Origin of the sequence: Pseudomonas sp. 31 R 17 (assembly GCF_900004915.1) — a bacterium.
GTDB classification, from domain to species: domain Bacteria; phylum Pseudomonadota; class Gammaproteobacteria; order Pseudomonadales; family Pseudomonadaceae; genus Aquipseudomonas; species Aquipseudomonas orientalis_A.
The window spans coordinates 11,579-35,441 of sequence record NZ_CVTN01000063.1 but is presented as its reverse complement, the minus strand read 5'-3'; the positions used below and the strand labels follow the sequence as shown (position 1 = coordinate 35,441).

Here is a 23,863-nt window from a genome sequence, read left to right as displayed (position 1 = left end):
ACCGCTGAACTGGCGTCTTTCCATCGAGGGTTGGCCCACTCTTATTGTTGATGCAGTGGGCGCTATCTTAGGGGCAAACGCGGTGGCTGTCTCACTCCCGGCGGCTGATCAGCAAAAACCTGTAGCGCCTGAAACCTGCGATCCAGGCGCTGGCGCGCCATCTGATACGGTTTTTTCCGCGCCATCTGCCTCTGTATCGAAAACCGCCCGAAGCGGACAATGGCGCCATCCGACATTCCTGTCGTCCCCCTTCCCTTTGGAGGCCTTATGACCAAGATGGCTATTTTCCTGTTCGGTTTTCTGGTGTTGACCATCGGCATCGGCATGCTGGCGACCATTTCGCCGGTCTAGTGGGGCTGTCACCCGACAAAAAGCATCGGATACAACGACAGCACCAGCAACCCCGCCATGGTCCAGTTGAATGCCCGCAACCAGCGCGGCTCGCGCAAGACACTGCGCAAGCCGCTGCCGCAGCCGACCCACACGCACACACTCGGCAGGTTGACCACGGCAAACACCAGCGCAATCACCAGCACATTGGTCACGTAACCCTCGGCCGGCGTGTAGGTGGTGATCGCGCCCAGTGCCATGATCCACGCCTTGGGGTTGACCCACTGGAACGCCGCCGCGCCGAGAAAGGTCATCGGCTTGCCCTGTTCGTCATCGCTGTCCGCCATGCCGCCGGCGTTGGCGATCTTCCACGCCAGGTACAGCAGGTAGGCCGCGCCGACATAACGAAGCAGCGTGTATGCCCAGGGGAACAGCTTGAACACTTCGCCCAGGCCCAGCCCCACGCAAATCACCAGCACCATGAACCCGATACTGATACCCAGCGCATGGGGCATCGAACGGCGAAAGCCGAAATTCACGCCGGAGGCCAGCAACATGGTGTTGTTGGGCCCGGGGGTGATCGAAGACACGAAAGCGAACAGCACAAAGGCTGACAGGAGACTGGTGGACATGAACATGGCGCGGCATCCAAGCGGGGGGGTGATGTCCTGCGACAGTAGAGGGTTGCGCAGTTTATCGCCCCATACAGCTGGCGTTGGATCGAGGAATACACTTTGATGACATGGGTTTCACGAAGCTTTCACAGACGCAGGCCTAAGGTTACCCCAGCTCCTACATGAACACCTTTTAGCCCGCTCCCCCATCGCGGGCTTTTCTTTGCCTGTGATTTTTCCCGGATAAACAGGGTGAACGCTGTGATAGACGATCTCGGCGGTCCCAGAACCGCACAACAAGCACTGTTCTACGACCTTGAAGATGCCGGCGCCGTGATCGGCTGGTCGGTGGTTGAACTGAAGGCCCTGGCGGCCAGCGGCAAGGCGGGCGATCAAGCGGCGCTGCTGAGCAAAGTGTGCGCGCTGCTGGCTGTCCAGCAGAAACGTCTTGAAGCCTACGCACATGAAGTCAAAGAGCAGCGAATCAATCGGTCTGAAGCGGCTGGCTGAGACCAGCCGCATCGCTGCATCGGGCTGATCAGCGGTGTTGCGTTGAATGCTGACCGCCATCAGCATGTTGTTTTTTTACACGCTTTCGCGCCCTGAGTTCGTATTGGTGGTGGACAAACCAGATCACCAGAAGCAGAGCCGTCACGCCGAAAACCAGGGTTAAAAGCTCTAGCGCAGTACCTTCGTGTGCAAACATTTTTCGTTCCTCATCCTGAAGCCGTGTGACCGGGAAACAGTCACACCGAAATTGTTTGTAACAATACAAACAATTTCAGGGTAGTCGGCTGAGGCGTCCGTGACAACCGTTTAAAGGCTGGAACCCTTGATCCAGACACGTCATTCGTCGAAAACCTCGGACTCGGGGTTTGAAAAAACGATGGCCGGGTTGTTCTGCACCGCAAAAAAAAACCCGGCGCCAGGCCGGGTTCATCAGCTTGAATCAGTCACTAGTTATCCGGATGCTCACTCGCCACCGAATCAGCCGCATCCACATCCGACATATCCTCCTCCAGCGGCGCGTCATCGTCCGGCGGCAGTGGAATATTGTCCTCATCACGCTTAGGGTCGTGACCGGTTTCGTTATCGGTATTGCGAGTCACATCCTGTTGAGACAGGTTCCCCGGGGCATTCTCGTTGATATGCATGCTGGTTCTCCGTTCCTACGCTCGGGATATCCGCGCTTGATATTCAGAGACGGCATGGCAGGCAGAGTGCCGGGTGGCAGACGAATGGTGATCCCATGTGGGAGGGGGCTTGCCCCCGATAGCGGCGTGTCAGTCAATATAGATGTTTCTGACCCACCGCAATCGGGAGCAAGCCCCCTCCCACATTTGATCTGCTCCGTCCTGATCCTTGTGCAGATAAGTTTTCAATTTTTACAGACAATAAAAAACCCCGTAGACGCTAATCTACGGGGTTTCCAAGAGTGGAGGCCGAGGTCGGAATCGAACCGGCGTAGGCGGATTTGCAATCCGCTGCATAACCATTTTGCTACTCGGCCTCAAACGATCAATGCCTGTGTTGCCGGCATTCACCGCATACAAACTTGAGTGGGCTCTGTGAAGCGCGCCTCTACTCTCTAACTTATCCAACACACCTAACTCATTGAATACATTAAATTTTTTAATGCTTCATTGCGTTCGATGGGCGCCATTATGTACTTATTTGCTTTTGCCCGCAACCCCTTGATTTCAAAAATATTTCGCATTGGCATCAAGGGGTTGCGTGGCCGCCCTACTCCTTCACGCGTTGCGCCTGGTACTGCGGGTCGGCCTTGATCTGGGCTTCGGTGAAAGGCAGTGGGCGCAGCTGTTTCTCGGAGAAGGCCTGGGTCTGGTCCACGGCGTATTTTGAGTCAGGATTGCTGGATTCGGAGAACGCCAGTATGCCTACCGCCTGGGGGCCTTTGTCGTCGAAGCTGACGATTTGCAGATAGCTGGTGCCGCTCACGACTTCGCGTTTGCCGTCGGCGCGGGGTACGGTTTGCATGGCGTTGTAGATGCCCAGTTCCTGCGGGCCGCCATGCATGGGGGTTTGCCCGGAGACCTGGAGGTCGCCCCAGCGTTTCACGCCGAGTTTGTCGACGGCGGCGCTGGAAGCAAGCATGGCTTCGCGCAGGGCCTTGACCACGGGTGCGCGGTCGATGGCGAGGCCACTCGGGGTGGTCAGCGGGTGGGCCGGGTCGAAAGCGACGCGCCAGGCATCGGGAATCTGCTGCAGGTGTTCCACCAGGTTGATGAAGTGCACCAGGCCCAGGCCGCTGTCGAGGTTGGCGCGCTGGTCCCAGGTTTTCAGGCTGGCGCACAGTGACTCAAGCGCGGCGGCATCGTTGCCCAGGTGCTTGGCGCAGAACGCCAACAGGTCAGGCATGACTTGCCCCGCCAGGTACACCTCGTTGTCCATGACCATGCTTTGCAGGGCGCTGACGGTAATCGGCTGTTTCTCCAGGGATTGCAGGCGTTGCAGGGCAAAACGTGCACGGGGACCGAGGCCGATGTTGTCCTGGCTGATCACCGGGGAGAAGCCGGTGAGCGGCGCCTTGGGGTTGGCCATCCAGGCCGAATCGTTGGAGTGCTGCACGTAGTCACTGCGTTGCAGCTGCGGCAATTGGGCGGCCGGGAAGATGCCCGCTTGTGCGGCGCGAGGGTCGATGTCCCAGGCGCAGGCGCTGCGGCTGCCGTCGAGCATGATCATTTGCAGGCCGGCGCGCGGGTCGCTGCATTGCGCAAGCTTGGCGGCACTGACGTTGGGCACTACCGACAGGTTCATGTACAGGCTCTGGCCCTGGTCATCGGCGGCCAGGGTGTTGACCCACGGGATGCCTTGCAGGGTATGCACCGAGGTTTGCAGCGCCTGGAGGCTGTCGGCGCGGTTCATCGCGTACCACTGTTGCAGCACGCGGTCGTTGCCGAGGTTGGCGTCGCGCAGGCTGTAGGCGTAGTGATTGTCCCAGTCCAGCTTGCCGGGCCATTGCACCACGGGGCCGAACTGCGAACTGTAGACCGTATGGGTGACATCCTTGAGGCTGCCATCGGCCTGTTTGGCCTGCACGGTCAGCGTGGTTTTATCCAGGGGCAAGGACTTGCCATCGAGCAGGTAGCGGGTGGAATCCTTGGGGTCGAGGGTCAGGCGGTACAGGGTGAAATGCTTGGAAGTGTCCACCGTGTGCGTCCATGCCACGTGCTGGTTGAAGCCGATATTCACCACCGGCAGGCCGGGCAGCGCCGCGCCCATTACATCCAGCTGGCCGGGAATGGTCAGGTGCATCTGGTAAAAACGCATGCCGCCCACCCACGGGAAATGCGGGTTGGCCAGCAACATGCCGCGCCCATTGAAGGAGCGATCCCGGCCGACGGCCACGGCGTTGCTGCCCCGGTCAAGGGTGAAACGCTGTTGATGGGCCGCAGCCAGTTCGAATGCCCTGGCGTCGGGCTGCACGGCGGCCGTGGCCTGGGGAGGTGTCGCCCCAACCAAGGCTTCGGCGAACTGCCCGACGCCCCCTTCCACCAGCAGCCTGCGGGTCAGCTTGACCAGGTCTTCCTTGACCAGTGGACGCACCCACGCCGCCTGACACTGCGCCGGTGCGCCCTGCTCTTTCAGATAACGATTGAAGCCTGCGACATAGCCTTCGATACGCTGGCGGATCTGCGGCGTTTGCGCGCTCCAGAATGCCTCGACCGCGTTCGGCGTGTTCAGCCAGGTAAAGAACACGTCGCTGGCGAGGTTGTTGCGCTCTTCCAGGGTGGCCTGCTCGGGGCCGAAGAATCGGGCACGCTGGCCATTCACCGTAACGATTTCATTGGCCAGCAGGCACAGATTGTCCTGGGCATACGCGTAGCCGATGCCGAAACCCAGGCCACGTTCGTCGTTGGCGCGGATATGCGGCACGCCATAAGTGGTACGCCGAATCTCCGCCGACGCCTGCACCACCTGCTCGCGCGCCGATGCCGCCAGGCTCAACCCCAGCAACATCCCTGCCATGCCTATCCTGGACAACCCATTGGAAATAATCACGCCGACTCCACAGTCAATTGAACACCCTCGATAGGGACAACTACCCCACCGTTAGGACGCAATCCGCCGGGAATAATTTAGCCGCGCGGCAGGTTTATTCCCGGCGTGCACACGGTGACAAACCCGATACCGACAAATTTTCTACAGCTTGCACTTCATGATTTTGCTCGTTCGTTCGTCTTATTGAATAAGAGCACCATCATTTTCCTGATAAGGCTCTGATAAGGAGTTTTGCATGTACAACCCACAAGTGCCCACGGATGGACATTCATCAACCGACGAGGCCGGTTTCGGCAACGGCTCGCAAGGGTTTGACAAAACGCCCGAACAGCAGGGCAACCAGCGCATACGCCATTTGCTCAAGTGTTTCGGTCTGCGCACCAGCCTGATTCGGCTGAAGGTCATCGACGCCTTGATCACCGCTGCCGGCAACCAGCGCACCCTTGGCGTGCGCGGTGTGCACAGCCATTTGCTGGAACTGGGCATCCCGTTGTCGTTTCTCAGCGTGCGCGAGGTGCTCAAGCGCCTGTGCAGCGAGGGCGTGATCACCCTCAATGCCGACAAGAGCTACAGCCTCCACGAAGAGGCTGCCAAAGTGCTCGATGGGCGCGTCTGAATCACGCGCTCATCAGAAGTGAGGCTTGACCTTGCGCCGCATGATGCCGTTGATCACCACGACGACAACGGCAATCGCGATGGCCAGGTACTGGAAGGTTTTCTCGCTGATCACGCCAATGTTCTGCAGGTAAGACAGGCCGAACATCGAGGCCAGCACGGCCAGGGCAATCAGAATCGAATATTTCAAGCGTTGCTTTTGGGTCATGACGAGTTCCTGAACCTGAAGAATGTATGCACGTTGTGTCGCTGCGCATGCCGGGAATCTACCCGGTGGCGGGGACGGACTGAGGCCGGCCGAGGCTCATGTTACAGGCGATGAAAAATTTTGGCTCGTCCTACGCCTGACGGCGTTTGAACCCATTGCCTGGACACCTGCGGATACACGATATTCGCCCCCCCTGTACGGAACGTACCTACGCGACAGCCCCAACCATACGAAGCCCAACAAGGAAGAATCATTCGCCAAACAACATAGGGAAACTTGGGCCAACGTCACTTGGATTACACAATTGATTTCAGGCCTCGCCAACCTCCGTATACGCCGGGACACCTCCTCCCTGGAAACCACCCCGCCACCTCTGCCGCAGCTTGCGCCACAGCAGGTGCCAGCATTGACGCTTCCTCCCGTGCAAGGGATCGCACCCGTCAGCGCGATTCGCTCGGACCTGCTCAGTGGCCTGCAAATAACCGATCAACGCCTGTTGCTCAACCAATACCAGTCACTCAATCAGGATATCCAGGCGCTGTTGCGATGCCAGCCAACGCTCAATAACGTTATCGAGCAACAGCTCGCCCGCAGCTTCGGGGCCACCCCTCCTGTGGACGCTTCATCACTGTATGTGCATCGCTATCACACCGACGAGCAGGGACAGCGCACGCTGGTCTCGGCGCGAAGCATCACCGAAGCCTTGTTCGATGCGCTGCGAAATCTCAACAACTCGGTTGAACCGCTGTCACCGACACTCCCGGGCGCTGCAGAAGTCGGCTTTTACAGCACGGTTGAACCCAGCGAAAGTCACCGGCAGCTAAGCGCCGGCAGCTCGCTGCTGGCCATCGCCCAGGCCATCGAGAACGAACTGCCTGCGAGCTTTACACGGTTCTGGACGCAGCCGCGCCCGGGCGCGGTCAACCCCGAGTCACCCCAGGACCAATTGCTGAATACCCATCGAGAGATGTTGTCGACACTGGCCGCCTTGAGAGTCGAAGACGGCACACTGAGCCCGGCCGCCAAGACCCTGATCGACAAAGCCTTTGAGTACCCGACGCTGGCGGATCGAGAAAGCGCCATGCGCGATGGCGAGCGGCCGGGGGTTTATCCGCTGAGGGTCAATCTGCCAATGCCCGCCGGAACACTGTTGGCCGGCGCATTCATGATCACCCGCCGCGACGGGTCATCAGCGGCACGTCCTTACGACAAACCGGAAACGGACAGGACCTTGACGCCCGCCGAACAACGAGGCCTGACGGTGCTGTACACCCCGCGCGACGGGTATGAAACGTTCGACAGCCCGGGTGAAGCGTTTGATACGCTCGGCCAGCGTCTGCGCTCCGATCCGGAGGCGGCAGAGCAGTTGAAACAGACACTGCCATTGACGCTCCAGCGCAGCCTCGACGGCGATTGGAGCAATAACCTGAGCAGACAGCTCACGCCAGTCACGACCGACGTCATCGCCACCGGCGTACCGCAATTGCTGCAGCTTCATCAGCACAATCTGACTAACCAGCTGCAAGCGCTGTATGAACCCGAAAACAGCGTGCAACTCGATGATCCATGGCGCGCACCGCCAGTGATGGCTGGCCTGCAGCAGGCCGCCGACCTGAGCCTGCATTTCGACGGGACCAATGCGCTATGGGCGCGTACTCAATCGCTGCAGGATCGCTTGAGCAAGGTGGACGGTCGCCAGGCACTGGATCGGCAATTGGCGAATCAAGGAAACTGGCAGTACCTGGCGCAGCAACTGAACCAGGCCTATCACTGCCTGTCCGAGCAGGCGCCCGCGCGACAGGTTTCTGCCGCGCTGAAAAAAGCGCCGATGAACATAGCGCCAGACTCGTCCCAGTATCAGGCCTACATCCTCGCGCCCGGAAAACCAGCCACCGTGGAAGCCTTCATCATCGAGAATGGCTTGCCACTGCCCAGGACCAGAAGCGAGTTGCAGTCCCTGGCAGAGGCGGCAGCGTTAAAGGCACGTCAACATCCGTTCGGCAATTTCGGCGGAGGTTTGTCCTGGCCGATCCCACTGGATATCAGTCAGCAACAAACGCTGCGAGCGGCTGCAATCGCGCATGCCAACGCCGGCACGCAATCATCGCAGGCAGGGGCGCAACGCAACGTACTGGCCTATCTGAACAGCCGCCGGCCCCTTTCCCCCGATGTCCTGGAGGATCCGGTCAAGGCGCTGGAAAGCCTGGTCAGCTCCCCTGAGGGCCGGGCGCTGGGCCTGGCCATGCAAACCGGACTGAACGGCATCGCTACCGACTCCAGCATCAATGACTACACACTGGCCGCGCTGCATCTGACGCTGGATCCGGAATCCATTACGTCGCCCCAACGCAACCGGGTAGCCGGGTTCGATCTGGCCCAGGAAAGCCATTGGGGACAACCTCTGTCGAGGGTCACCGAAGGCCTGCGTCAGTGCTTGATCGACGAGGGACGGGCATCACCCGCACTGGCAAAGACAGCCGTTCATCTGCTGTTGATGCGCACTCACCCGCAATACCTGGTCAGGGATATCCCCGATGATGTGCGCCAGGGCACCCAGGCCTGGCGGGACCTTTGCCTGGCAGTCGACGCCATTGGCAGTAGCGCGGCCAACATGACCTATGCCGAGGTGATGATAAAGGCCTGCGCACTGCCGCCCGCTCCGGCCTCCATACAAACAGCGGCGTTGGTGGACTGGGGCGTCAGCAACAATATTCTTGAAGCAAAGGGCGACGCACTGTACAGCCAGGATGAGCTTGATCGGGTGCAGGCAGCCTTCAACAACCAGCGGGAAAAACTCAAGGAAGGCACTGCCTTGATGGACACGGTCATGCCGGATCGTGCAGCGATGGCAATGGATCTGCTCATCGGCGAGTTCGGAAAGGACGTTGACTTCGATGAGAAAATATTTTCAAGACTCTCCAGCACCGTACCGCCAAAGCCAAGCAAACCGTACTCCATGCGCGAAATCGTGATGGAGCAGATCGTCATGGACGACCGCTGGAGTATCGCAAAAGGCACCCACAGCGTTGACCTGGCTGCCTTCGTCGCCTTCACCCATCGACCACAATTCAATATTAAAACGGCCTTCGACGCGGCGTTTTCCGAAGCGGTCGCCAACTTTAAAAAAATCAAACACCTGAGCGTGATCAATGCTCTCAACAATCTGCCGCCTGAAGACAAGAAGAATCTCAGCTTCGGAAAAATCACCTATTACCTGGAGAAAAGTTACAAAACCAGCCCAGTACCTTTCATGGGGCCGAATCTATTCCACACCAGCCCCAGGATCCTGGTCACCGCAGAAAATGGCGCAAAGACCTCCAACTATGCGTTCGATACGGAAAAAGGCGTTATCCATAACCTAGGCAGCCGGAAAATACCCCGCGCGCCGGAGCACTTCTCGAACGAAATAACCAAAGAGGAAGAGTTTTTCCCTGATATCAATCGAGAAAAGACCGTTGAAGGCATGAAGACGTTCGTCCACTACCTGGGGGGCGGCGCGCTGCTGAAGGGGGTCGACCTGGACAGCGTCAAGCGCGACCCACTCGATGGCGAACGAGCCGGCACCGCATCGGCACCGTACATGTTCATCAATCCCCGTACCCACGAACTCGCCGAGTCGATCGTCAAGGCACTGGACCTGGACAACCCAGCCATCCGTAAAGCCGCTGAGGGCGTCACGTCCTCTGAGCGCGCCAACGATCGATTGGTCACCTTGCGTGATGGGTTTCTCGATCTGATTCCCCTGCGCTCGGCCATTGTGAACTTCAATAAGGGCGAATACAGCGACGCCATTGACGACCTCGCCTTTGATGCCTTCGGCTTTCTCACTGCCGGGATGGGGGCCGCCGCAAAAGCGGCGAAAGTGCTGAAGACGACGGCATCGGTCGCGAACAAGGCGCTCAAGGTCACGAAGATCATGGTTGTGCCCATGGTCAAGGAGTTCAATCCGCTCAATGGCGCGGACGAAATACTGATCGGAGCCGGTAAAGTTGCCTTCGAGGCCGCCGGCGCGGTGAAGAGCGGGCTGCGCAGCCTCAAGGGGACGGTGGCGCTCGACGAACTGAACACCGCCAGCAGACGCTTTGACGCAGCCGCAACGGGCAGCTTGAACGTGCGTAACCGCGCCGTGAACGTCAATGCGATACAGCACGATGGCCAGTGGTACGCATTTGATGCGAGCACCCAACGCCCCTACGGTGCGCCTTTGGTGGCCTTCGATCCGGTCCATACACTGATGCCGCCATCACCCGATTTCAGCGCCGCAAGGGTACGTCTCAACGCGCAAAAGTCAGAACGGGTTCATCCCTACAGGAAGCCGGACCCGGCTTCGCTTGCAGCAAGCCAAGTGCCTGGCCCGGCGGTACAGATTACGCGTAAGACCGATCATCTACCGCCGCCGCACATAAAGTATCTCGACTTCATCAAAGGCGCGCCCACCGAAGCGCATTTTTCGCTGACTCGCAGGGCTCCTACTCGGGAGCGCTTCGAGTTGGAGATGAACAAAAGCCTGGCGGGGCCTCAACCGCCACGCCCTGAACTGCCCGACGTAAAAGCCGTTGAACCGATCGCCAGCCTGGTCGAAAAGTCCCTGGACATGGCGGATATCGTGGCCTTCGGCGAGAGCCATCTCAGTCTGGCTTCATTTCGTGTGCTCATCGAACTGATCCCCGTATTTAAACGAAAAAACGTCAAGGTTATCGGGATGGAGGGCATGGTGTATGACAACAAAATGCGGCTCAAGGACAATGGGATGGGCGTCACGGGCTACAAACAACGTCCCTACGACCCTGATTTGAATTTGCAGACACTGATCGACACGTTCAAGGCAAACGGCATTGAAGTGGTGCCTCTGGATCACGTCTATCTGACCCGCCATCGACATGAGCGTGATGCCTATAAGGCCCAGACCAGCGCCAATCGGAATCTGCAACGGCTCAAGGAAATGAACTTCTACGCCGCCCATGAGCTGCTGAGGCACACGCACAAGGGCAAGGTGATTGCCCTGGTGGGTCGTCAGCACATCAACACCACCCAGGGTGTACGTGGCCTGGCCGAAGCCACCGGTGGCATTGGCATTGGTATCTATGAGAGAGCCGGCATGAGGGGAAGCTACGGCACGAAAGCCACAGACGTGCGACCGGGCCCGAACGGCGAGCTGAAAACCCATAACGACATGACGGGAGACCTGCAAATTTTCACGCCCGAGTGACCCGGCAAACCGTCGAGCCGTTGCCTGCACAGCATGCCGGCAACGGCTCGAACCTTCAGTCAGCGTGCACCCAGCGCTGATGCAGCCACCGCGCCAACGCATCCAGCGCGAACCCCAGCAGCCCGATCAGCAGCACCATCGCCATCAACTCCGAATACGCCAGCCGATCACGGGTATCGAGGATGTAATAGCCCAGCCCCGCACTGACCCCCAGCATTTCGCACGGCACCAGCACAATCCACAGAATGCCGATGGCCAGGCGCACTCCGGTCAGCACATGCCCCACCACACCGGGAATGACCACCCGCCGCAACGTCTCCCAACGCGTGGCGCTCAGGCTCTTGCTCAACTGCAGCCAGCGCGGGTCGAGATGACGCACGCCGGCCGCCGTATTGAGCATGATCGGCCACACTGCGGCAAACGCCAGCAGGAAGTAAATCGGCTGGTCCCCCACCCCCATCAGCATCACCACAATGGGCATCCAGGACAGCGGCGAGATCATGCGCAAAAACTGGAACGCCGGGGTGGTCGCCGCCTCCAGATTACGCGAACTGCCCACCAGCAGCCCCAGCGGCACGCCCACCAGCAGGGCCAGAAACAAGCCGATAAAAATGCGTTTGAGGCTCACGGCAATATGCAGGTACAGCTCGCCGCGCCCCAGCAGTTCCCACAGGCTGCTGAACGTGGCCGCCAGGGAAAAGCGCGAAGACAATCCATCCGCATCGCCAAATACCTTGACGCCCAGCCACCAAAGCACCAGCAACCCCGCCAAGCCACCCAAGCCGAGCAACCAGCCCGGCCACGCTACGGTTTTGCCGCTGCTCACACGCCAATCTCCTCGTTGCGCGCATAACCCTCGGGCAAGCCGAAGGTCTTCATGCCGCCGACGGCTTCGATGGCGTTGCGCACGAAACGGTCGTCTACCAGGTCCCTGGCTACGAAGGCCGGGTCCAGCTCGGCGAGGAATTTTTTGTCGCCCTCGATCAGGGTGTCTTTCAGGCGGCGTACCAGTTCCTCGGTGTAGCTGGGGAATGGGTAAGGCTGGAAGTCGATGCGGTGCTCGTCCCAGTTGGCGTGACGGATCGCACCATCGGCCAGGTACCCGGCGCGGTCGGCGGCGGCAGGCGCCAGCACTTTGCTCAACACCGGTTCGGCATGCGGCGTGTAGCGGTTCGGGCCGTCCTTGGACAACAGCTTCACCGCTTCTTCGCGGTTGTCGCGGGTCCAGACCTGGGCCTTGACGATGGCATTCACCACTTTCTGCGACCACTCCGGGCGCTGGGTCAGGTCATGCTCGTGCATGAACACCACGCAGCACGCATGGTTGCGCCAGACGTCGCCGGTGAAACGCTGCACGCGACCGACCTTGAGGTTCTCCGCCAGGGCGTTGAACGGCTCGGCGACGATATAACCGTCGATGCGCTTGCTGGCCAATGCCGGCGGCATGTCCGACGGCGGCAGCACGATCAGGTTGACTTCATTGGCGCCGATCGCGCCGCCCGCCGCACGTGACACCGGGGTCAGCCCGTTGTCGCGGAACAACTGCTGCACCACCACGTTATGAATCGAATACCAGAACGGAATCGCCACCGACTTGCCGCCCAGTTGCTTCACGTCAGTGATGCCCGGCGCCACGGTCAGGCCCGAACCGCCCACATGGTTCCACGCCACTACCTTGGCCGGCACCTTGCTGCCATAGCGCGCCCATACGGTCATGGGCGACAACAGGTGAATCACGTTGACCTGGCCCGAGATAAACGCTTCGATCACCTGGGCCCAACTGCGCAGCAGCACCGGACGTTCGGCCCGGATACCCTCGGCTTCGAACAGCCCGTTATTGTGGGCGACCAACAGCGGCGTGGCGTCGGTGATCGGCAGATAACCGATGCGTACCGGCGCATCAGGTTCGCTGGCGGCACGCGCCTGCAGGCTGCCCAGCAACGGCAAGGCGCCGGCGGCGCTGAGCATCGCAGACAGTTTGAGAAAGTCACGGCGCGAGTGGGTCAGGTCATCCAGACACATGGTTAGGCTCCAGCAATTCGAGGGGGTTGGGTTGAGGACGGCTCGCCTGCCGCAAGGTTTTAAGAATGTCGATGCGCAGCGCGCCGATGGCTTCGACCTGTTCCTCACGCGGTTGCGGCAGATCGATTCGCCATTCGCCCAGGGTGCGTGCCGGGCGGTTACCCAGCAGCAGGATACGGTCGGACAGCAGCAAGGCCTCATCGATGTCGTGGGTGATCAACACCGCCGCCGAGCCCTGTTCGCGATTGACCTTGAGCAACAGGTGCTGCATGTCCGCGCGGGTCACTTCATCCAGGGCGCCGAAGGGCTCGTCCAGCAGCAATACCTGTGGTTGGCGGGCCAGGCAGCGGGCCAATGCGGTGCGCTGGGCCATGCCGCCGGACAACTGCGCGGGGAACTGATGACGGGCATGTTCCAGGCCGACCGCGGCAATCGCGTGGTCGGCACGCTGGCGGCGTTCATCGCTGCTCAAATGCGGTTGGCGGGCGAAATCCAGGCCGAAGGCGACGTTCTTTTCCAGGCTCAGCCAGGGCAGCAGGCTGGGGTCCTGAAACGCTACCGCGACCCGTGGATGCGGGCCGTTCAAAGGCTCACCCAGCACGCGTACGCTACCGCCCTGGGGCGCCTGCAAACCGGCCAGCACCCGCAACAGACTGGACTTGCCCACCCCGCTCGGGCCGAGGATGGACACCACTTCACCGGGCTGCAGTTGCAGGTCGAAGCCTTGCAATACCGGGCCGCCGGCATACCCGAGGCACACATCCCGGGCCGTCATCACCGTCGCGCTCATAGGTTGGCCTGGCGTTGCAATTCGGTGCGCAGTTGCACCAGGCTCGGCGTGACGATCGGCACAAACGCCGATTCGCGCCAGCGCCGGGCAAAGCCGCTGCCATGGGCGGTGAGGTAAGCCTTGCCGCCGCTGGCCTGCAACTCCAGCTGCACGGCGCTGGCGGCGGTTTCCGCCAGGGCAATGCGCAGCTTGAACAACGGCACCGGTTCGGCGGCGAACCGCCCGGCCAGCAAACCGTTCTTGAGTTCCGTGACCAGGTGATCGAGGGTCACCCGCAGCGCTTCGAGCTCCTCACGTAACACCGTGCGCGAAGCGCCCAAGTGATGCGCCACCTCCGCCAGGGAGCGCCGCGCCAGCCCGATCGACAGGCCGCATTGCAAGCCCAGGAACGCCGGTCGCACGGCGGGCAGGAACTGCCGCGCGTCCTCGTGCAGCAGCCAGTCGCGGCTCAGCTTCACGCCTTCCAGTCCCAGGGCGGCGGTATTGCTCGACTGCAACCCGAGCAATTCCAGGTCGCGGGAGCGCTGCAAGCCGGCCACTGAATCCGGGATCGCCAGGATAAACGGCGCGCCGCCACCGGCATGTTCGATGGCCGCAGCGGCGACGAAGCCGTTCTTGCGCAGGTTGGTCACCCAATGCAGGCGACCGTTGAGGCTCCAGCCGTCATCGGTGGCCTCGGCGCTGATCTGCAGCGTCTCGATGCCGGACAGAAACTTCATCGCATTCGAAAGCCCCGTGGCACCGGCCAGCTTGCCGCTGAGCAGGTCCGGCAGCAGTTGCTCGCGCAGCCGTGCATTGGGGCTTTGCAGCAGGTATTCGATAAAGGAGCGCTGGCCCCAGCAGACGAACGCCGCCGCCAGGGAATGGCTGGCAATATTGGCGATGGCTTCCACCGCCCCCGCCACGTCGCCACCCAGGCCACCGAGGGCTTTGGGCACGCCGACTCGCAACACATTGGCCTCGGCCAGCCGCGGCAGCACTTCCTGTGGATCGCAACTGCCCACGTCCAGGGCCTGCGCTTGAACATCGAGCCAACGGCTCAAGATCGGGTCAAGCATGGGTATTTCTCCTTGATGACAACAGGTGGATCAGCACCGATTCAGCTGGCCGGTTTTTCCCAGCGGTATTGCGCCAGCTCCGGGTTCAACGGCGTACGCGCAAACACGTTGGCAAAATTGCACAATGTCGCCAGGCTGACCCCCAGAATCACTTCCAGCGCCTGCCCGTCGGTATAGCCGGCGGCGCGGAACCCGTCATAGTCGGCATCGCTGACATCGCCACGGGTGGCAATCACTTCACGGGTGAACGCGGCGAGTGTCTCATAGCGGGGCTCGGGTAATTCACCGCGCTGGCGCAGCGCCTCGATCACGTCTTCGGGCAGCTTGGCTTTGTTACGCGCCACGGCGGTATGCCCGGCCACGCAAAAATCGCAACCGTGGCTGGTGGCGGCGATCAATTGCACCACTTCACGCTCCGCCAGGCTCAGGGCCGACTTGGCATTCAGGCCGGACACGGTGATATAGGTTTCCAGTGCCGCCGGCGCATTGGCCAACACGGCCAGCAGGTTGGGAATGAACCCCGAGCCTTTCAGCGCGTTTTCCAGGAAAGGCTTGGCGGCCTCCGGCGCGGTTTCAGGGGTAAGCAGCGGTACACGGGACATGGAGTGGTCTCCTGATGAGTGAATGACTCCAGTCTGTTGGTTATAAAAAAAGCCCTCAATAGGCTAAAGTAGCGATTACTTGCTCCAGAGTCTTTTCGTTAGATGAATTCGTCCAGTGCACTTGTCGATTGGTTATTAGACAGCCTCGAACTCAACACCAGCCTGTTTCACGTCGGTCGCTATTGCGGCGACTGGCACGCGAGCACCCATGGCCTGGCCCGGGCGAGTTTTCATCTGATCGTGCAAGGCGAGTGCTGGCTGCATATCGACGGCCAGCCGACTGAACACCTGAACAATGGCGATGCCGTGTTCCTGCTGCGCGACCTCCAATATCGGCTGTCCGGTGCGGACACCGCCACCGGCGCGCAAGAATGCCCGCGCCGTCCGATGCTGCCCCTGGACAGCCATGCCACCGATGGCGTGGGCCTGGTCTGCGGCTTCTTTCATTTCCAGTCCGGGCTGTCGGCGATGATTGTCGACAGCCTGCCCGCCTGGATCATCCTGCGCGCCGGTGACCCGTCGTTGACCGCCGCGCGCAATCTGTTCGCGCTGATCCTGCAGGAATGCGAACGCCTGCCGGCGCCCTCCCAGGCCTTGCTCGAACGCCTGTGCCATCTGCTGTTTCTGTATGTGCTGCGTCAACACGTGCTCAATAACACTGAATTGGGCGGCCTGGCGGCACTCGGTCGGCAACCGGCATTTGCCCGTTTGCTGGAACAACTGATCGCACGCCCGGCAGAGACCTGGACGCTGGAAAGCATGGCCGCCTGCACCGGGCTGTCACGCTCGGCGTTTTTCAAACGTTTCAATGAGCTATGCGGGCAGTCACCCGGCCAGGTGCTGTTGATGATGCGCATGCGCCACGCGTGCCAGTTGTTCAAGACGGACCAGACCGTGGCGGATGTCTCGCTGGCGGTGGGTTATCAGTCGGTGGCCGCGTTTACCCGGGCGTTTCATAAAGTCATCGGGCAACAACCGGGGGCCTACCGCCGGGCGCAGGGCTAGCGCTGCCTATATGCGGGGCTGGTCAGCGTCAACGGGGCCATCATCGCCAGCAATCGAAATACCTGGTGCAGGAACGCTCGCGCGAACGGCGGAACCTTAGCCGTACCCATTCCACTCAACAGACCGGAGAGTTTCACACTGAGAAAAGGACATACCCATGACCGTGCACGCGCTGTCACAGCTGACAACACCCAATCCTCAACCCCAACCCGCCGCCCGACCTGCGCCCTCACCCTACGACCCCCCGCTTGACATGCAACCCCATGACCGCCAAGTCCAAACGCATGATCTGCACGTTCAGGGTGACGTCAAAGTGAGTCGATATATCGTATGGCAGTCGGCCGCCGAAGGGACCCAGCCGGAGATCGTGCGCAATTATCTATATATAGAGACAGGTGACCGCGCAGACCGCATCCATGTCCGTGACTGGCCCGGCAACAAGCTGCAAATCATCATCAATGGCGAGTCGCATGTAATCGACGTCAAGGACAAAGATGGCAAGCAACAGGGCCTTTGGATCGACACAAAAGGCGGCAACGATCAGGTCATCATTGATCCGGACGTCCGTGTATACGTAGACGTCGAAGGCGGTGATGGAAACGACTATATCCAAGCGGGGGCCGGCAGAACCAGGCTGTATGGAGGCGAGGGCAATGATGTGCTGCGGCTCGGCAGCGGTCTGGGTTATGCCGCCGGCAACGAGGGGAACGATACGATCATCGGCGGCACCGGTAATGCCGTGATGTATGGCAATAAAGGTAACGACCGACTCTATGGCGGGTTTGGCCCCTCCACCAAACAGAGCTACATGGACGGTGGAGACGGGGACGACCATATCTATGCCGGCAGCGGCCACAGCGTTCTACATGGAGGCAATGGCGACGATCATCTGGTGGGCCACGACCGGACGACGTTTTATACCGGCAAGGGCCGCGACACAATCTGCAGTAACCAGCGCAATGACACTATTTATGCCAAGCCAACTGATCACTTCGACCGCGCCCAGGGCTCACGTTTTGTCGCAGTCAATAGCAGTGACGCCGGCGCACGGGGTTTCACGGTGCAGCCGAACGGAACGCATGGTTTCAATCAACAGGTTGAGGATGATCTGGAATTCCTGCGTAGCTCGCCTGTCGGTCAACAGTTACTTGCCAGGATGGATGAGCTCGCGGTGCAAAATGGCGGTCCGGTCACCATTGAGCAAGGCTTTTATGGTGAAACGTTTTACAAGTTCAACAGCACTGAACTGGAGAATGTGCCACCTGAGGCAGAGCACACCATTACTGACTCGCAGGTTGGCATCATCGTCAACGGTGTTCCAGGCGCTCGCGCTGATCGTGGATTAATCGGCTACCAGCATCAAGCAATCGTGGAGACGGCTGATCGCTCCAATACGCTGGTGCCCGTGACCGGCCTCTATCATGAAATGCTTCATGCGTATAACGGTGCGACGGGTACTAAGCTCTCGGGCAAAAGCTACGAATATCCGCAAGCAAAAAAACCCAAACTCGTCGACCATGAGGAACGGCAAGTTATTGGCCTGCCCAACCTTGCCGAACCGTTTGACTTAGACAATGACCCCAGTACCCCACCGAGCACTGTCAACCCTGAACCCTTCACCGAGAATGCCTTGAACAAAGAAATGGGCAAACCCCTGAGACGGGCTTACCTGTGGAACCCAAGCAGCCAAGGCAGAGGTCTCTGATCTGCGCAATTGGCCCGCAAGGCGCTGGATGAACGCTGCTGCATGGATCCAGACGGGGGCGTGATCCTGCGCCCCCATCATGATTGATACTCTTTGCGCCGACACCTAAAGCTCTTCATAGCCAAGCCGATAGCCCTACGAAGCTCTAATAAAGCCGCGTCGACAATAACGCTTCGTAAGGACGGCCCCATGCCCCCACTGCGCTCCATCCAAGCCCGCTATACCCTGTTTCTGGTGTTGTTCGTTCTGGTGTTATTAGTGTTGACCGTCGTGGGTATCGGCCAGTTGGTCGCGCCCAAGCTGCAAGACACCGAAGAACAGGTGGTGCTCAATCGCGTCGCCGAAGTGGCCGAACAGATCCAGGGCGAACTGAACAAGGTTCAGGCCCAGCAACGCACCATCACCCAAACGATCCCTTTGCTTGACAGCGATGCCATCGACAAGGTCCTGCCGGGCCTGGTTGACCAGTACGGCGAGCTGAAAGTGTTCGGCGGCGGTATCTGGCCGCTGCCCAACCAGCGCACCCCCGGGCGTAACAAGCACAGCACGTTCTGGCACCGTGACGCCTCGGGCAAGCTGGCGGTCAACACCTTCTGGAACAGCGACCCCGCGCCCAACTATTACGACCAGAGCTGGTACAAGGGCGGCCTCGCCTCACCCCGTGGCCAATGCGCCTGGGCTGCGGCCTACAAGGACGACGCCAGCCAGGAGCCACGCACCAACTGCGCCATGGCGATCCAGCGTGACGGCGCCGCCTATGGCGTGGCGACCATCGACGTGACCCTGGGTTTCTTCAATGATCTGGTGGCCAGCAAGGAAAAAGACATCGGCGGGCAGATGCTGATCGTCGAAGGCGACGGCAAGATCATCAGCAACAGCTCGCGCATCAGCGGCCCGGTGGTGTTGAAGAACATCAGTGAGCTGACCGGCACGTCGGCGTTCGCCGCCCAGGTCAGCACCGCCCTCGCCCATCGCGACCAGGCCCTGCAACGCGCCGAGTTCGACAACCAGGGCGTGGCCAGCACCTTCTACATGCGCCCGATCGAGGGGACGCCGTGGTTCCTGGCGACCGCCCTGCCCACTTCGTTGATCACCGCCCAGCGCAATGATGTGCTCGGCACCCTGGCCCTGTTGCAAGTACCGATGGTGATCCTGCTGGTACTGCTGGCGGCGTATGCGATTCGCCAACTGGTCCAGCGCATGAAAGCGCTCAAGGGCAATATCGACGCACTGTCGGCCGGTGATGCCGACCTCACGCGGCGCATCACCATCCGCGCCGAAGACGAACTCGGCGCCATCGGTCACTCGGTGAACCACTTTATCGTCTATCTGCAAAACATGATCGGCGAAGTGACCCAGGCCACCGGCGCCATGGCCTCGGGCCTTGAGCAGTTGCAGCACACCTCGGCGCACACCAACCAGATCCTGTTGCGCCACGCCTCGGAGACGGACCAGACGGTGACTGCCATCACCGAAATGAGCTCCACCGCCGACACCGTCGCGCAAAATGCCGCAGAAACGGCGGCCTTCACCCAGCGCGCCAATGAACACGCCGACCGGTCACGGGTGGTGGTGGGCGAAGCGTCCACCAGCGTCAGCGCCCTGATCGGTGAAGTGGCCAGCGCGACCCACACCGTCGAGAACATGCGCCAGGATGCCGCGCGCATCACCGAAACCCTCGGCGTGATCGGTGCCATCGCCGGCCAGACCAACCTGCTGGCGCTCAACGCCGCGATCGAAGCGGCGCGGGCCGGCGAACAAGGGCGCGGGTTTGCGGTGGTGGCCGATGAGGTGCGCGCCCTGGCCGCACGCACCCAGGCCAGTACCTCGCAGATCAACGAGATGCTGGCGCGCTTGACCACCGGCGTCAGCTCGTCGGTGGCCGCCATGGAAAACACCCAGGCCAGTTGCCAGTCGGCAGCGGATGCCACGGCGCGGGTGAACACCGGGCTCGATGAGATGGCCGGCTCAGTCAGCCATATCAACAACCTCAGCACCCAGATCGCGACGGCCGCCGAGCAACAGAGCGCAGTGACCGAAGAGATCAACCGCAGCATGGTGCAGATCCGACAGATGGTTGAAGAGCTGGTACAAAGCGGTCACGCCACCGAAACCAATACCCAGAGCCTGCTTGAGGCCAATGGCCGGGTGATTGCCTTGATGGGACGCTTCAAAGTGCGCTGATCCAGGCCGCAATACTCCCGTGCAGAGCGCGGGAGTCGGACTATTCTGACAACTTCTGGTTTAACCGTCTCCACACAGGAAGGTGCGTCATGCATGCGACCGAGCAGCCGGTCCGCCTGGAGCGGATCAGTCATGAACGCTTTATTCTAGCGCCGCTCGAGACGGTCTACGACTATGTGACCCAGCCCGACCGCTGGCACGAATGGCACCCCTCCTCCCTCAGCGCCGACACCGGTACCCGCGGCTCACTGCCGGTCGGCACGCGGTTTACCGAAATCATCGACCTGCTGGGCATCCGCGTCCCCATGAGTTACCGCGTGCAAGTCGCCCGGCGCCCCAACGAGTTCAAGACCGTGTTCACCTCACTGGCGGTCGACGGCAGCCTTCATTATGTCCTGCACGCGCAACCGGGCGGCACGCTGTTCAAGCGCGTATTGACCTATGAGACCGAACTGCAACTGGCGGCCTTGCATGAACGCATGATCGAACGCTCGGGCGTTGCGCTGGACCGTCTCAAGCAGCGCCTGGAAACCTTCAGCGGTTGACCGTTCTCTCGCTTAACTGACCCGATTCAGGGAAAATGCCCGACCCAATGCTTTTTGTAGGAGCGAGCTTGCTCGCGAAAAACGTCAACGATAACGCGTGCTTCCTGAATCAACGCGGCGCCTGTGAGTTTTTCGCGAGCAAGCTCGCTCCTACAGAGGGCGGTATACGCTTGACTGAACAGCCTTCCGGTCCAATGCCGCGCCTTTTCCGAGACCCACCATGAAATCCCCTGTGCAACGAGCCACTGCGCCATGTTGACGGCGTACCTGGGGCTGTTCGTGGCCGCCTTAGGCGCGGCGACATTGCTGCCCTTGCAGTCGGAAGCCGTGCTCGTCGGCCTGTTGCTCAGTGGGCATTACAGTGTGTGGCTGCTGTTGGGCATCGCCACGCTGGGCAATGTGCTGGGTTCGCTGGTCAATTGGCTGCTGGGGCGTTCGGCGGAGCGCTTCCAGGGGCGGCGCTGGTTTCCGCTCAGTAAACGGCAACTGGACAAGGCGCGCAGCCACTATGCGCGCTGGGGACATTGGACTCTGCTGCTCAGTTGGGTGCCGATCATTGGCGACCCGCTGACCCTGGTGGCCGGTGTCATGCGCGAGCCGCTCTGGCGGTTCCTGCTGCTGGTGACCCTGGCCAAGGCGCTGCGCTACGCCGTGCTGGCCGCCATCACCCTGCACTGGCTGTTAATCCCCCGTTAATCTTGCCCAAACAGCATCCGAAACACCTTTCCCGGAGCTTATGACCATGCCTTTGATCCGTGACCTGTGCGTCGCCGGCCTGCTCACGGCCAGCGCCGCTCCAGTATTTGCCGCCACCTACGGCCCTGAACTCGAGGGTTTCCAGTACCCCTACCCGGTTGAGCGCTTTAACTTCGAGTCCCAGGGTAAACGCCTGCAAATGGGCTATATGGATGTTCCGGCCAACGGCAAAGCCAACGGTCGCAGCGTGGTGCTGATGCACGGCAAAAACTTCTGCGGCGCCACCTGGGAGGCATCGATCAAGGCCTTGAGCGACGCCGGTTACCGCGTGATCGCGCCGGACCAGATCGGCTTTTGCACCTCCAGCAAGCCCGAGCATTACCAGTACAGCTTCCAGCAACTGGCGCTCAACACCCACCAGTTGCTGGAAAAGCTCGGGATCCAGAAGGCCACGCTGCTCGGTCACTCCACCGGCGGCATGCTGGCCACGCGCTATGCCTTGATGTACCCGGCACAGACCGAGCAACTCGCCCTGGTCAACCCCATCGGCCTGGAAGACTGGAAAGCCCTGGGCGTCCCCCACCAGAGCGTGGACCAGTGGTATCAACGCGAGCTGAAGCTGAACGCCGACGGGGTGCGCAAATACGAGCGCGACACCTATTACGCCGGGCGCTGGAAGCCCGAATACGAGCGCTGGGTGGACATGCTCGCCGGCCTGAACCAGGGCCCGGGGCACACTCGGGTGGCCTGGAACTCGGCGTTGATTTACGACATGATCTTCACCCAGCCGGTGTACTACGAGTTCAAGAACGTGCAAGTGCCCACCCTGCTGCTGATCGGCACCAGCGACACCACCGCCATCGGCAAGGACCTGGCGCCGCCGGCGGTCAAGGCGCGGATCGGCAATTATCAAGTGTTGGGCAAACAGGTGGCCAAGCTGATTCCCCATGCAACCCTGGTGGAGTTTCCCGGCCTGGGCCATGCGCCGCAGATGGAAGAACCGGCGCAGTTTCATACCGCGCTGTTGCAGGGTTTGAAGGCCCTTTAACCTTTTTCGGGGTACGCGTGCATGTCGCTACAGATCGCCGTGATTGATGATTGGCAGCAAGTGGCCAGTAGCGTGGTGGATTGGTCGGTACTCGAGCCCCTGGGCCAGGTGCACTTTCTCCACGACTACCCCGCCGACACCGCGACCATGGTCGAGCGCCTGCAAGGGTTCGACGTTATTTGCGTCATGCGCGAACGTTCGCGGTTCGACCAGGCCCTGCTGCAGGGCCTGCCCAGGCTCAAGTTGCTGGTCACCGGTGGCATGCGCAACGCCGCCATCGACCTGTGCGCCGCCAAGGCGTTGGGGGTCCAGGTGTGCGGTACCGACAGCTACAAGCAGGCTGCGCCGGAACTGACCTGGGCACTGATCATGGCCTCGACGCGCAACCTGCTGGCCGAAGCCAACGCTTTGCGCGCAGGCGGGTGGCAGGTCGGCCTGGGCGGCGACCTGCATGGCAAGACCCTGGGCATCCTGGGGCTGGGCAGCATCGGCCAGAAAGTCGCGCAATTCGCCCAGGTATTCGGCATGCGCGTGATTGCCTGGAGCGAAAACCTCACCCCGCAACGGGCCGCTGAGTCGGGGGTGACCTGGGTCAGCAAGCGCGAGCTGTTCGAACAGGCTGACATTCTCACCATTCACCTGGTCCTCAGCGAACGCAGCCGCGGCCTGGTCGACGCGCAGGCACTGGGCTGGATGAAGCCCGGTGCGCGCCTGGTGAACACGGCGCGTGGACCGATTGTGGATGAACAGGCACTGGTGGACGCGCTGAGCAACGGGCGCCTGGCCGGCGCGGCGCTGGACGTATATAGCCAGGAGCCACTACCCCTCGAGCATCCCTTCCGCTCCCTGCCCAACGTGCTGGCCACGCCCCACGTCGGTTACGTCAGCGAGCAAAACTACCGGCAGTTTTACCAGCAGATGATCGAAAATATTCAAGCCTGGGCGAACGGCGCGCCCATTCGAGTGCTCGGCTGACGCACCAACAAAGTGCATGCCTTGAATGAAAATGCTCATCTGCACAATGTTGGCATACGCTGTTGATTTGTGTGGGAGGGGGCTTGCCCCCGATAGCCATAACTATCTACACAACTCAGCAGCGCCCAACCGTAACCACAATGCGAAGCGAGCCGCTCTTGATCTTGATCTGCTTTTGATCCTAGGCGCCCCGTTAAACCACGCTGGCCGAACGCAGGCTTGAATCCGTGGGCA

The 23,863-nt window shown here is 60.8% G+C and carries 21 protein-coding genes and 1 tRNA gene; 11 read left to right on the top strand and 11 right to left on the bottom strand.

Annotated features, from left to right (window positions below; translation table 11 throughout):
* Positions 1–219: 219 nt before the first annotated feature.
* Positions 220–351 carry a hypothetical protein gene (locus BFP89_RS29325; protein ID WP_256095203.1) on the top strand — a complete coding sequence of 44 codons (132 nt, stop codon included), beginning with the start codon at positions 220–222 and terminating at the stop codon, positions 349–351.
* An 8-nt stretch (positions 352–359) separates the two neighbouring features.
* On the opposite strand, the gene BFP89_RS11340 is transcribed toward BFP89_RS29325, so the two are convergent.
* The gene (locus tag BFP89_RS11340; RefSeq protein ID WP_065885584.1) at positions 360–968 is read right to left on the bottom strand and encodes a LysE family translocator; all 609 of its coding nucleotides are present in this window, start codon (positions 966–968) and stop codon (positions 360–362) included.
* Positions 969–1,196: 228 nt separating this feature from the next.
* Here BFP89_RS11340 and BFP89_RS11335 point away from each other — a divergent pair, with 228 nt between their 5' ends.
* A complete protein-coding gene (locus BFP89_RS11335) occupies positions 1,197–1,454 on the top strand; it encodes a hypothetical protein (RefSeq protein ID WP_065885582.1) in 258 nt (85 codons plus the stop codon).
* Between the two features lie 28 nt (positions 1,455–1,482).
* Here BFP89_RS11335 and BFP89_RS28925 read toward each other — a convergent pair whose 3' ends face one another.
* From BFP89_RS28925 to BFP89_RS11320, 4 genes are all read right to left on the bottom strand, one after another.
* Positions 1,483–1,650, bottom strand: coding sequence for a hypothetical protein (locus tag BFP89_RS28925; protein ID WP_163001627.1), 168 nt, complete (start codon positions 1,648–1,650; stop codon positions 1,483–1,485).
* A 250-nt stretch (positions 1,651–1,900) separates the two neighbouring features.
* Positions 1,901–2,098 carry a hypothetical protein gene (locus BFP89_RS11330; protein ID WP_065885580.1) on the bottom strand — a complete coding sequence of 66 codons (198 nt, stop codon included), beginning with the start codon at positions 2,096–2,098 and terminating at the stop codon, positions 1,901–1,903.
* A gap of 282 nt (positions 2,099–2,380) precedes the next feature.
* Positions 2,381–2,454, bottom strand: a tRNA-Cys gene (locus tag BFP89_RS11325).
* Between the two features lie 233 nt (positions 2,455–2,687).
* Entirely contained in the window at positions 2,688–4,967 is a 2,280-nt protein-coding gene (locus tag BFP89_RS11320; RefSeq protein WP_065885578.1) for a bifunctional acylase PvdQ, read from the bottom strand.
* Positions 4,968–5,202: 235 nt separating this feature from the next.
* Between BFP89_RS11320 and BFP89_RS11315 the strand changes: the two genes are divergently transcribed.
* Positions 5,203–5,583 (top strand): fe2+ zn2+ uptake regulation protein, encoded by a 381-nt coding sequence (locus BFP89_RS11315; RefSeq protein WP_065885577.1) that lies wholly within the window; start codon positions 5,203–5,205, stop codon positions 5,581–5,583.
* Positions 5,584–5,595: 12 nt separating this feature from the next.
* Here BFP89_RS11315 and BFP89_RS11310 read toward each other — a convergent pair whose 3' ends face one another.
* Positions 5,596–5,790 (bottom strand): hypothetical protein, encoded by a 195-nt coding sequence (locus tag BFP89_RS11310; RefSeq protein ID WP_005788056.1) that lies wholly within the window; start codon positions 5,788–5,790, stop codon positions 5,596–5,598.
* A gap of 397 nt (positions 5,791–6,187) precedes the next feature.
* Between BFP89_RS11310 and BFP89_RS11305 the strand changes: the two genes are divergently transcribed.
* The gene (locus BFP89_RS11305; protein WP_256097348.1) at positions 6,188–10,999 is read left to right on the top strand and encodes a membrane-targeted effector domain-containing toxin; all 4,812 of its coding nucleotides are present in this window, start codon (positions 6,188–6,190) and stop codon (positions 10,997–10,999) included.
* 55 nt (positions 11,000–11,054) lie between these two features.
* Here the strand turns inward: BFP89_RS11305 and BFP89_RS11300 are convergent, their stop codons facing one another.
* From BFP89_RS11300 to BFP89_RS11280, 5 genes are read right to left on the bottom strand one after another with little or no spacing between them, the layout of a single operon-like run.
* Positions 11,055–11,825, bottom strand: coding sequence for an ABC transporter permease (locus BFP89_RS11300; protein WP_065885573.1), 771 nt, complete (start codon positions 11,823–11,825; stop codon positions 11,055–11,057).
* Positions 11,822–13,021 (bottom strand): ABC transporter substrate-binding protein, encoded by a 1,200-nt coding sequence (locus BFP89_RS11295; protein WP_065885572.1) that lies wholly within the window; start codon positions 13,019–13,021, stop codon positions 11,822–11,824. The genes BFP89_RS11300 and BFP89_RS11295 overlap by 4 nt, the downstream gene beginning before the upstream one ends.
* Positions 13,008–13,811: an ABC transporter ATP-binding protein gene (locus tag BFP89_RS11290; protein ID WP_065885570.1), complete on the bottom strand. Its 804-nt coding sequence runs from the start codon at positions 13,809–13,811 to the stop codon at positions 13,008–13,010. Before BFP89_RS11290 ends, BFP89_RS11295 begins: the two co-directional genes overlap by 14 nt.
* Positions 13,808–14,869 carry an acyl-CoA dehydrogenase family protein gene (locus BFP89_RS11285; RefSeq protein ID WP_065885569.1) on the bottom strand — a complete coding sequence of 354 codons (1,062 nt, stop codon included), beginning with the start codon at positions 14,867–14,869 and terminating at the stop codon, positions 13,808–13,810. The genes BFP89_RS11290 and BFP89_RS11285 overlap by 4 nt, the downstream gene beginning before the upstream one ends.
* A gap of 41 nt (positions 14,870–14,910) precedes the next feature.
* Positions 14,911–15,471, bottom strand: coding sequence for a carboxymuconolactone decarboxylase family protein (locus BFP89_RS11280; protein WP_065885568.1), 561 nt, complete (start codon positions 15,469–15,471; stop codon positions 14,911–14,913).
* A 102-nt stretch (positions 15,472–15,573) separates the two neighbouring features.
* Here BFP89_RS11280 and BFP89_RS11275 point away from each other — a divergent pair, with 102 nt between their 5' ends.
* From BFP89_RS11275 to BFP89_RS11240, 7 genes are all read left to right on the top strand, one after another.
* Entirely contained in the window at positions 15,574–16,476 is a 903-nt protein-coding gene (locus BFP89_RS11275; protein ID WP_065885566.1) for an AraC family transcriptional regulator, read from the top strand.
* 157 nt (positions 16,477–16,633) lie between these two features.
* Positions 16,634–18,181 carry a M91 family zinc metallopeptidase gene (locus BFP89_RS11270; RefSeq protein ID WP_256097343.1) on the top strand — a complete coding sequence of 516 codons (1,548 nt, stop codon included), beginning with the start codon at positions 16,634–16,636 and terminating at the stop codon, positions 18,179–18,181.
* A 189-nt stretch (positions 18,182–18,370) separates the two neighbouring features.
* Positions 18,371–20,365 (top strand): methyl-accepting chemotaxis protein, encoded by a 1,995-nt coding sequence (locus BFP89_RS11265; RefSeq protein WP_065885563.1) that lies wholly within the window; start codon positions 18,371–18,373, stop codon positions 20,363–20,365.
* Between the two features lie 89 nt (positions 20,366–20,454).
* Complete coding sequence (locus tag BFP89_RS11260; protein ID WP_065885561.1) at positions 20,455–20,910, top strand: SRPBCC family protein; 456 nt, start codon at positions 20,455–20,457, stop codon at positions 20,908–20,910.
* 252 nt (positions 20,911–21,162) lie between these two features.
* The gene (locus tag BFP89_RS11250; RefSeq protein ID WP_065885559.1) at positions 21,163–21,606 is read left to right on the top strand and encodes a YqaA family protein; all 444 of its coding nucleotides are present in this window, start codon (positions 21,163–21,165) and stop codon (positions 21,604–21,606) included.
* Positions 21,607–21,652: 46 nt separating this feature from the next.
* Positions 21,653–22,654 (top strand): alpha/beta fold hydrolase, encoded by a 1,002-nt coding sequence (locus tag BFP89_RS11245; protein ID WP_065885557.1) that lies wholly within the window; start codon positions 21,653–21,655, stop codon positions 22,652–22,654.
* 21 nt (positions 22,655–22,675) lie between these two features.
* Entirely contained in the window at positions 22,676–23,629 is a 954-nt protein-coding gene (locus tag BFP89_RS11240; protein ID WP_065885555.1) for a D-2-hydroxyacid dehydrogenase family protein, read from the top strand.
* Positions 23,630–23,863 lie beyond the last annotated feature (234 nt).

Excerpts from the sequence above, each read along its gene's own strand:
- BFP89_RS29325 (WP_256095203.1), top strand. The coding sequence starts at position 220 with ATGGCGCCATCCGACATTCCTGTCGTCCCCCTTCCCTTTGGAGGCCTT.
- BFP89_RS11340 (WP_065885584.1), bottom strand. The coding sequence starts at position 968 with ATGTTCATGTCCACCAGTCTCCTGTCAGCCTTTGTGCTGTTCGCTTTC.
- BFP89_RS28925 (WP_163001627.1), bottom strand. The coding sequence starts at position 1,650 with ATGTTTGCACACGAAGGTACTGCGCTAGAGCTTTTAACCCTGGTTTTC.
- BFP89_RS11330 (WP_065885580.1), bottom strand. The coding sequence starts at position 2,098 with ATGCATATCAACGAGAATGCCCCGGGGAACCTGTCTCAACAGGATGTG.
- BFP89_RS11315 (WP_065885577.1), top strand. The coding sequence starts at position 5,203 with ATGTACAACCCACAAGTGCCCACGGATGGACATTCATCAACCGACGAG.
- BFP89_RS11310 (WP_005788056.1), bottom strand. The coding sequence starts at position 5,790 with ATGACCCAAAAGCAACGCTTGAAATATTCGATTCTGATTGCCCTGGCC.
- BFP89_RS11295 (WP_065885572.1), bottom strand. The coding sequence starts at position 13,021 with ATGTGTCTGGATGACCTGACCCACTCGCGCCGTGACTTTCTCAAACTG.
- BFP89_RS11290 (WP_065885570.1), bottom strand. The coding sequence starts at position 13,811 with ATGAGCGCGACGGTGATGACGGCCCGGGATGTGTGCCTCGGGTATGCC.
- BFP89_RS11285 (WP_065885569.1), bottom strand. The coding sequence starts at position 14,869 with ATGCTTGACCCGATCTTGAGCCGTTGGCTCGATGTTCAAGCGCAGGCC.
- BFP89_RS11280 (WP_065885568.1), bottom strand. The coding sequence starts at position 15,471 with ATGTCCCGTGTACCGCTGCTTACCCCTGAAACCGCGCCGGAGGCCGCC.
- BFP89_RS11275 (WP_065885566.1), top strand. The coding sequence starts at position 15,574 with ATGAATTCGTCCAGTGCACTTGTCGATTGGTTATTAGACAGCCTCGAA.
- BFP89_RS11270 (WP_256097343.1), top strand. The coding sequence starts at position 16,634 with ATGACCGTGCACGCGCTGTCACAGCTGACAACACCCAATCCTCAACCC.
- BFP89_RS11265 (WP_065885563.1), top strand. The coding sequence starts at position 18,371 with ATGCCCCCACTGCGCTCCATCCAAGCCCGCTATACCCTGTTTCTGGTG.
- BFP89_RS11260 (WP_065885561.1), top strand. The coding sequence starts at position 20,455 with ATGCATGCGACCGAGCAGCCGGTCCGCCTGGAGCGGATCAGTCATGAA.
- BFP89_RS11250 (WP_065885559.1), top strand. The coding sequence starts at position 21,163 with ATGTTGACGGCGTACCTGGGGCTGTTCGTGGCCGCCTTAGGCGCGGCG.
- BFP89_RS11245 (WP_065885557.1), top strand. The coding sequence starts at position 21,653 with ATGCCTTTGATCCGTGACCTGTGCGTCGCCGGCCTGCTCACGGCCAGC.
- BFP89_RS11240 (WP_065885555.1), top strand. The coding sequence starts at position 22,676 with ATGTCGCTACAGATCGCCGTGATTGATGATTGGCAGCAAGTGGCCAGT.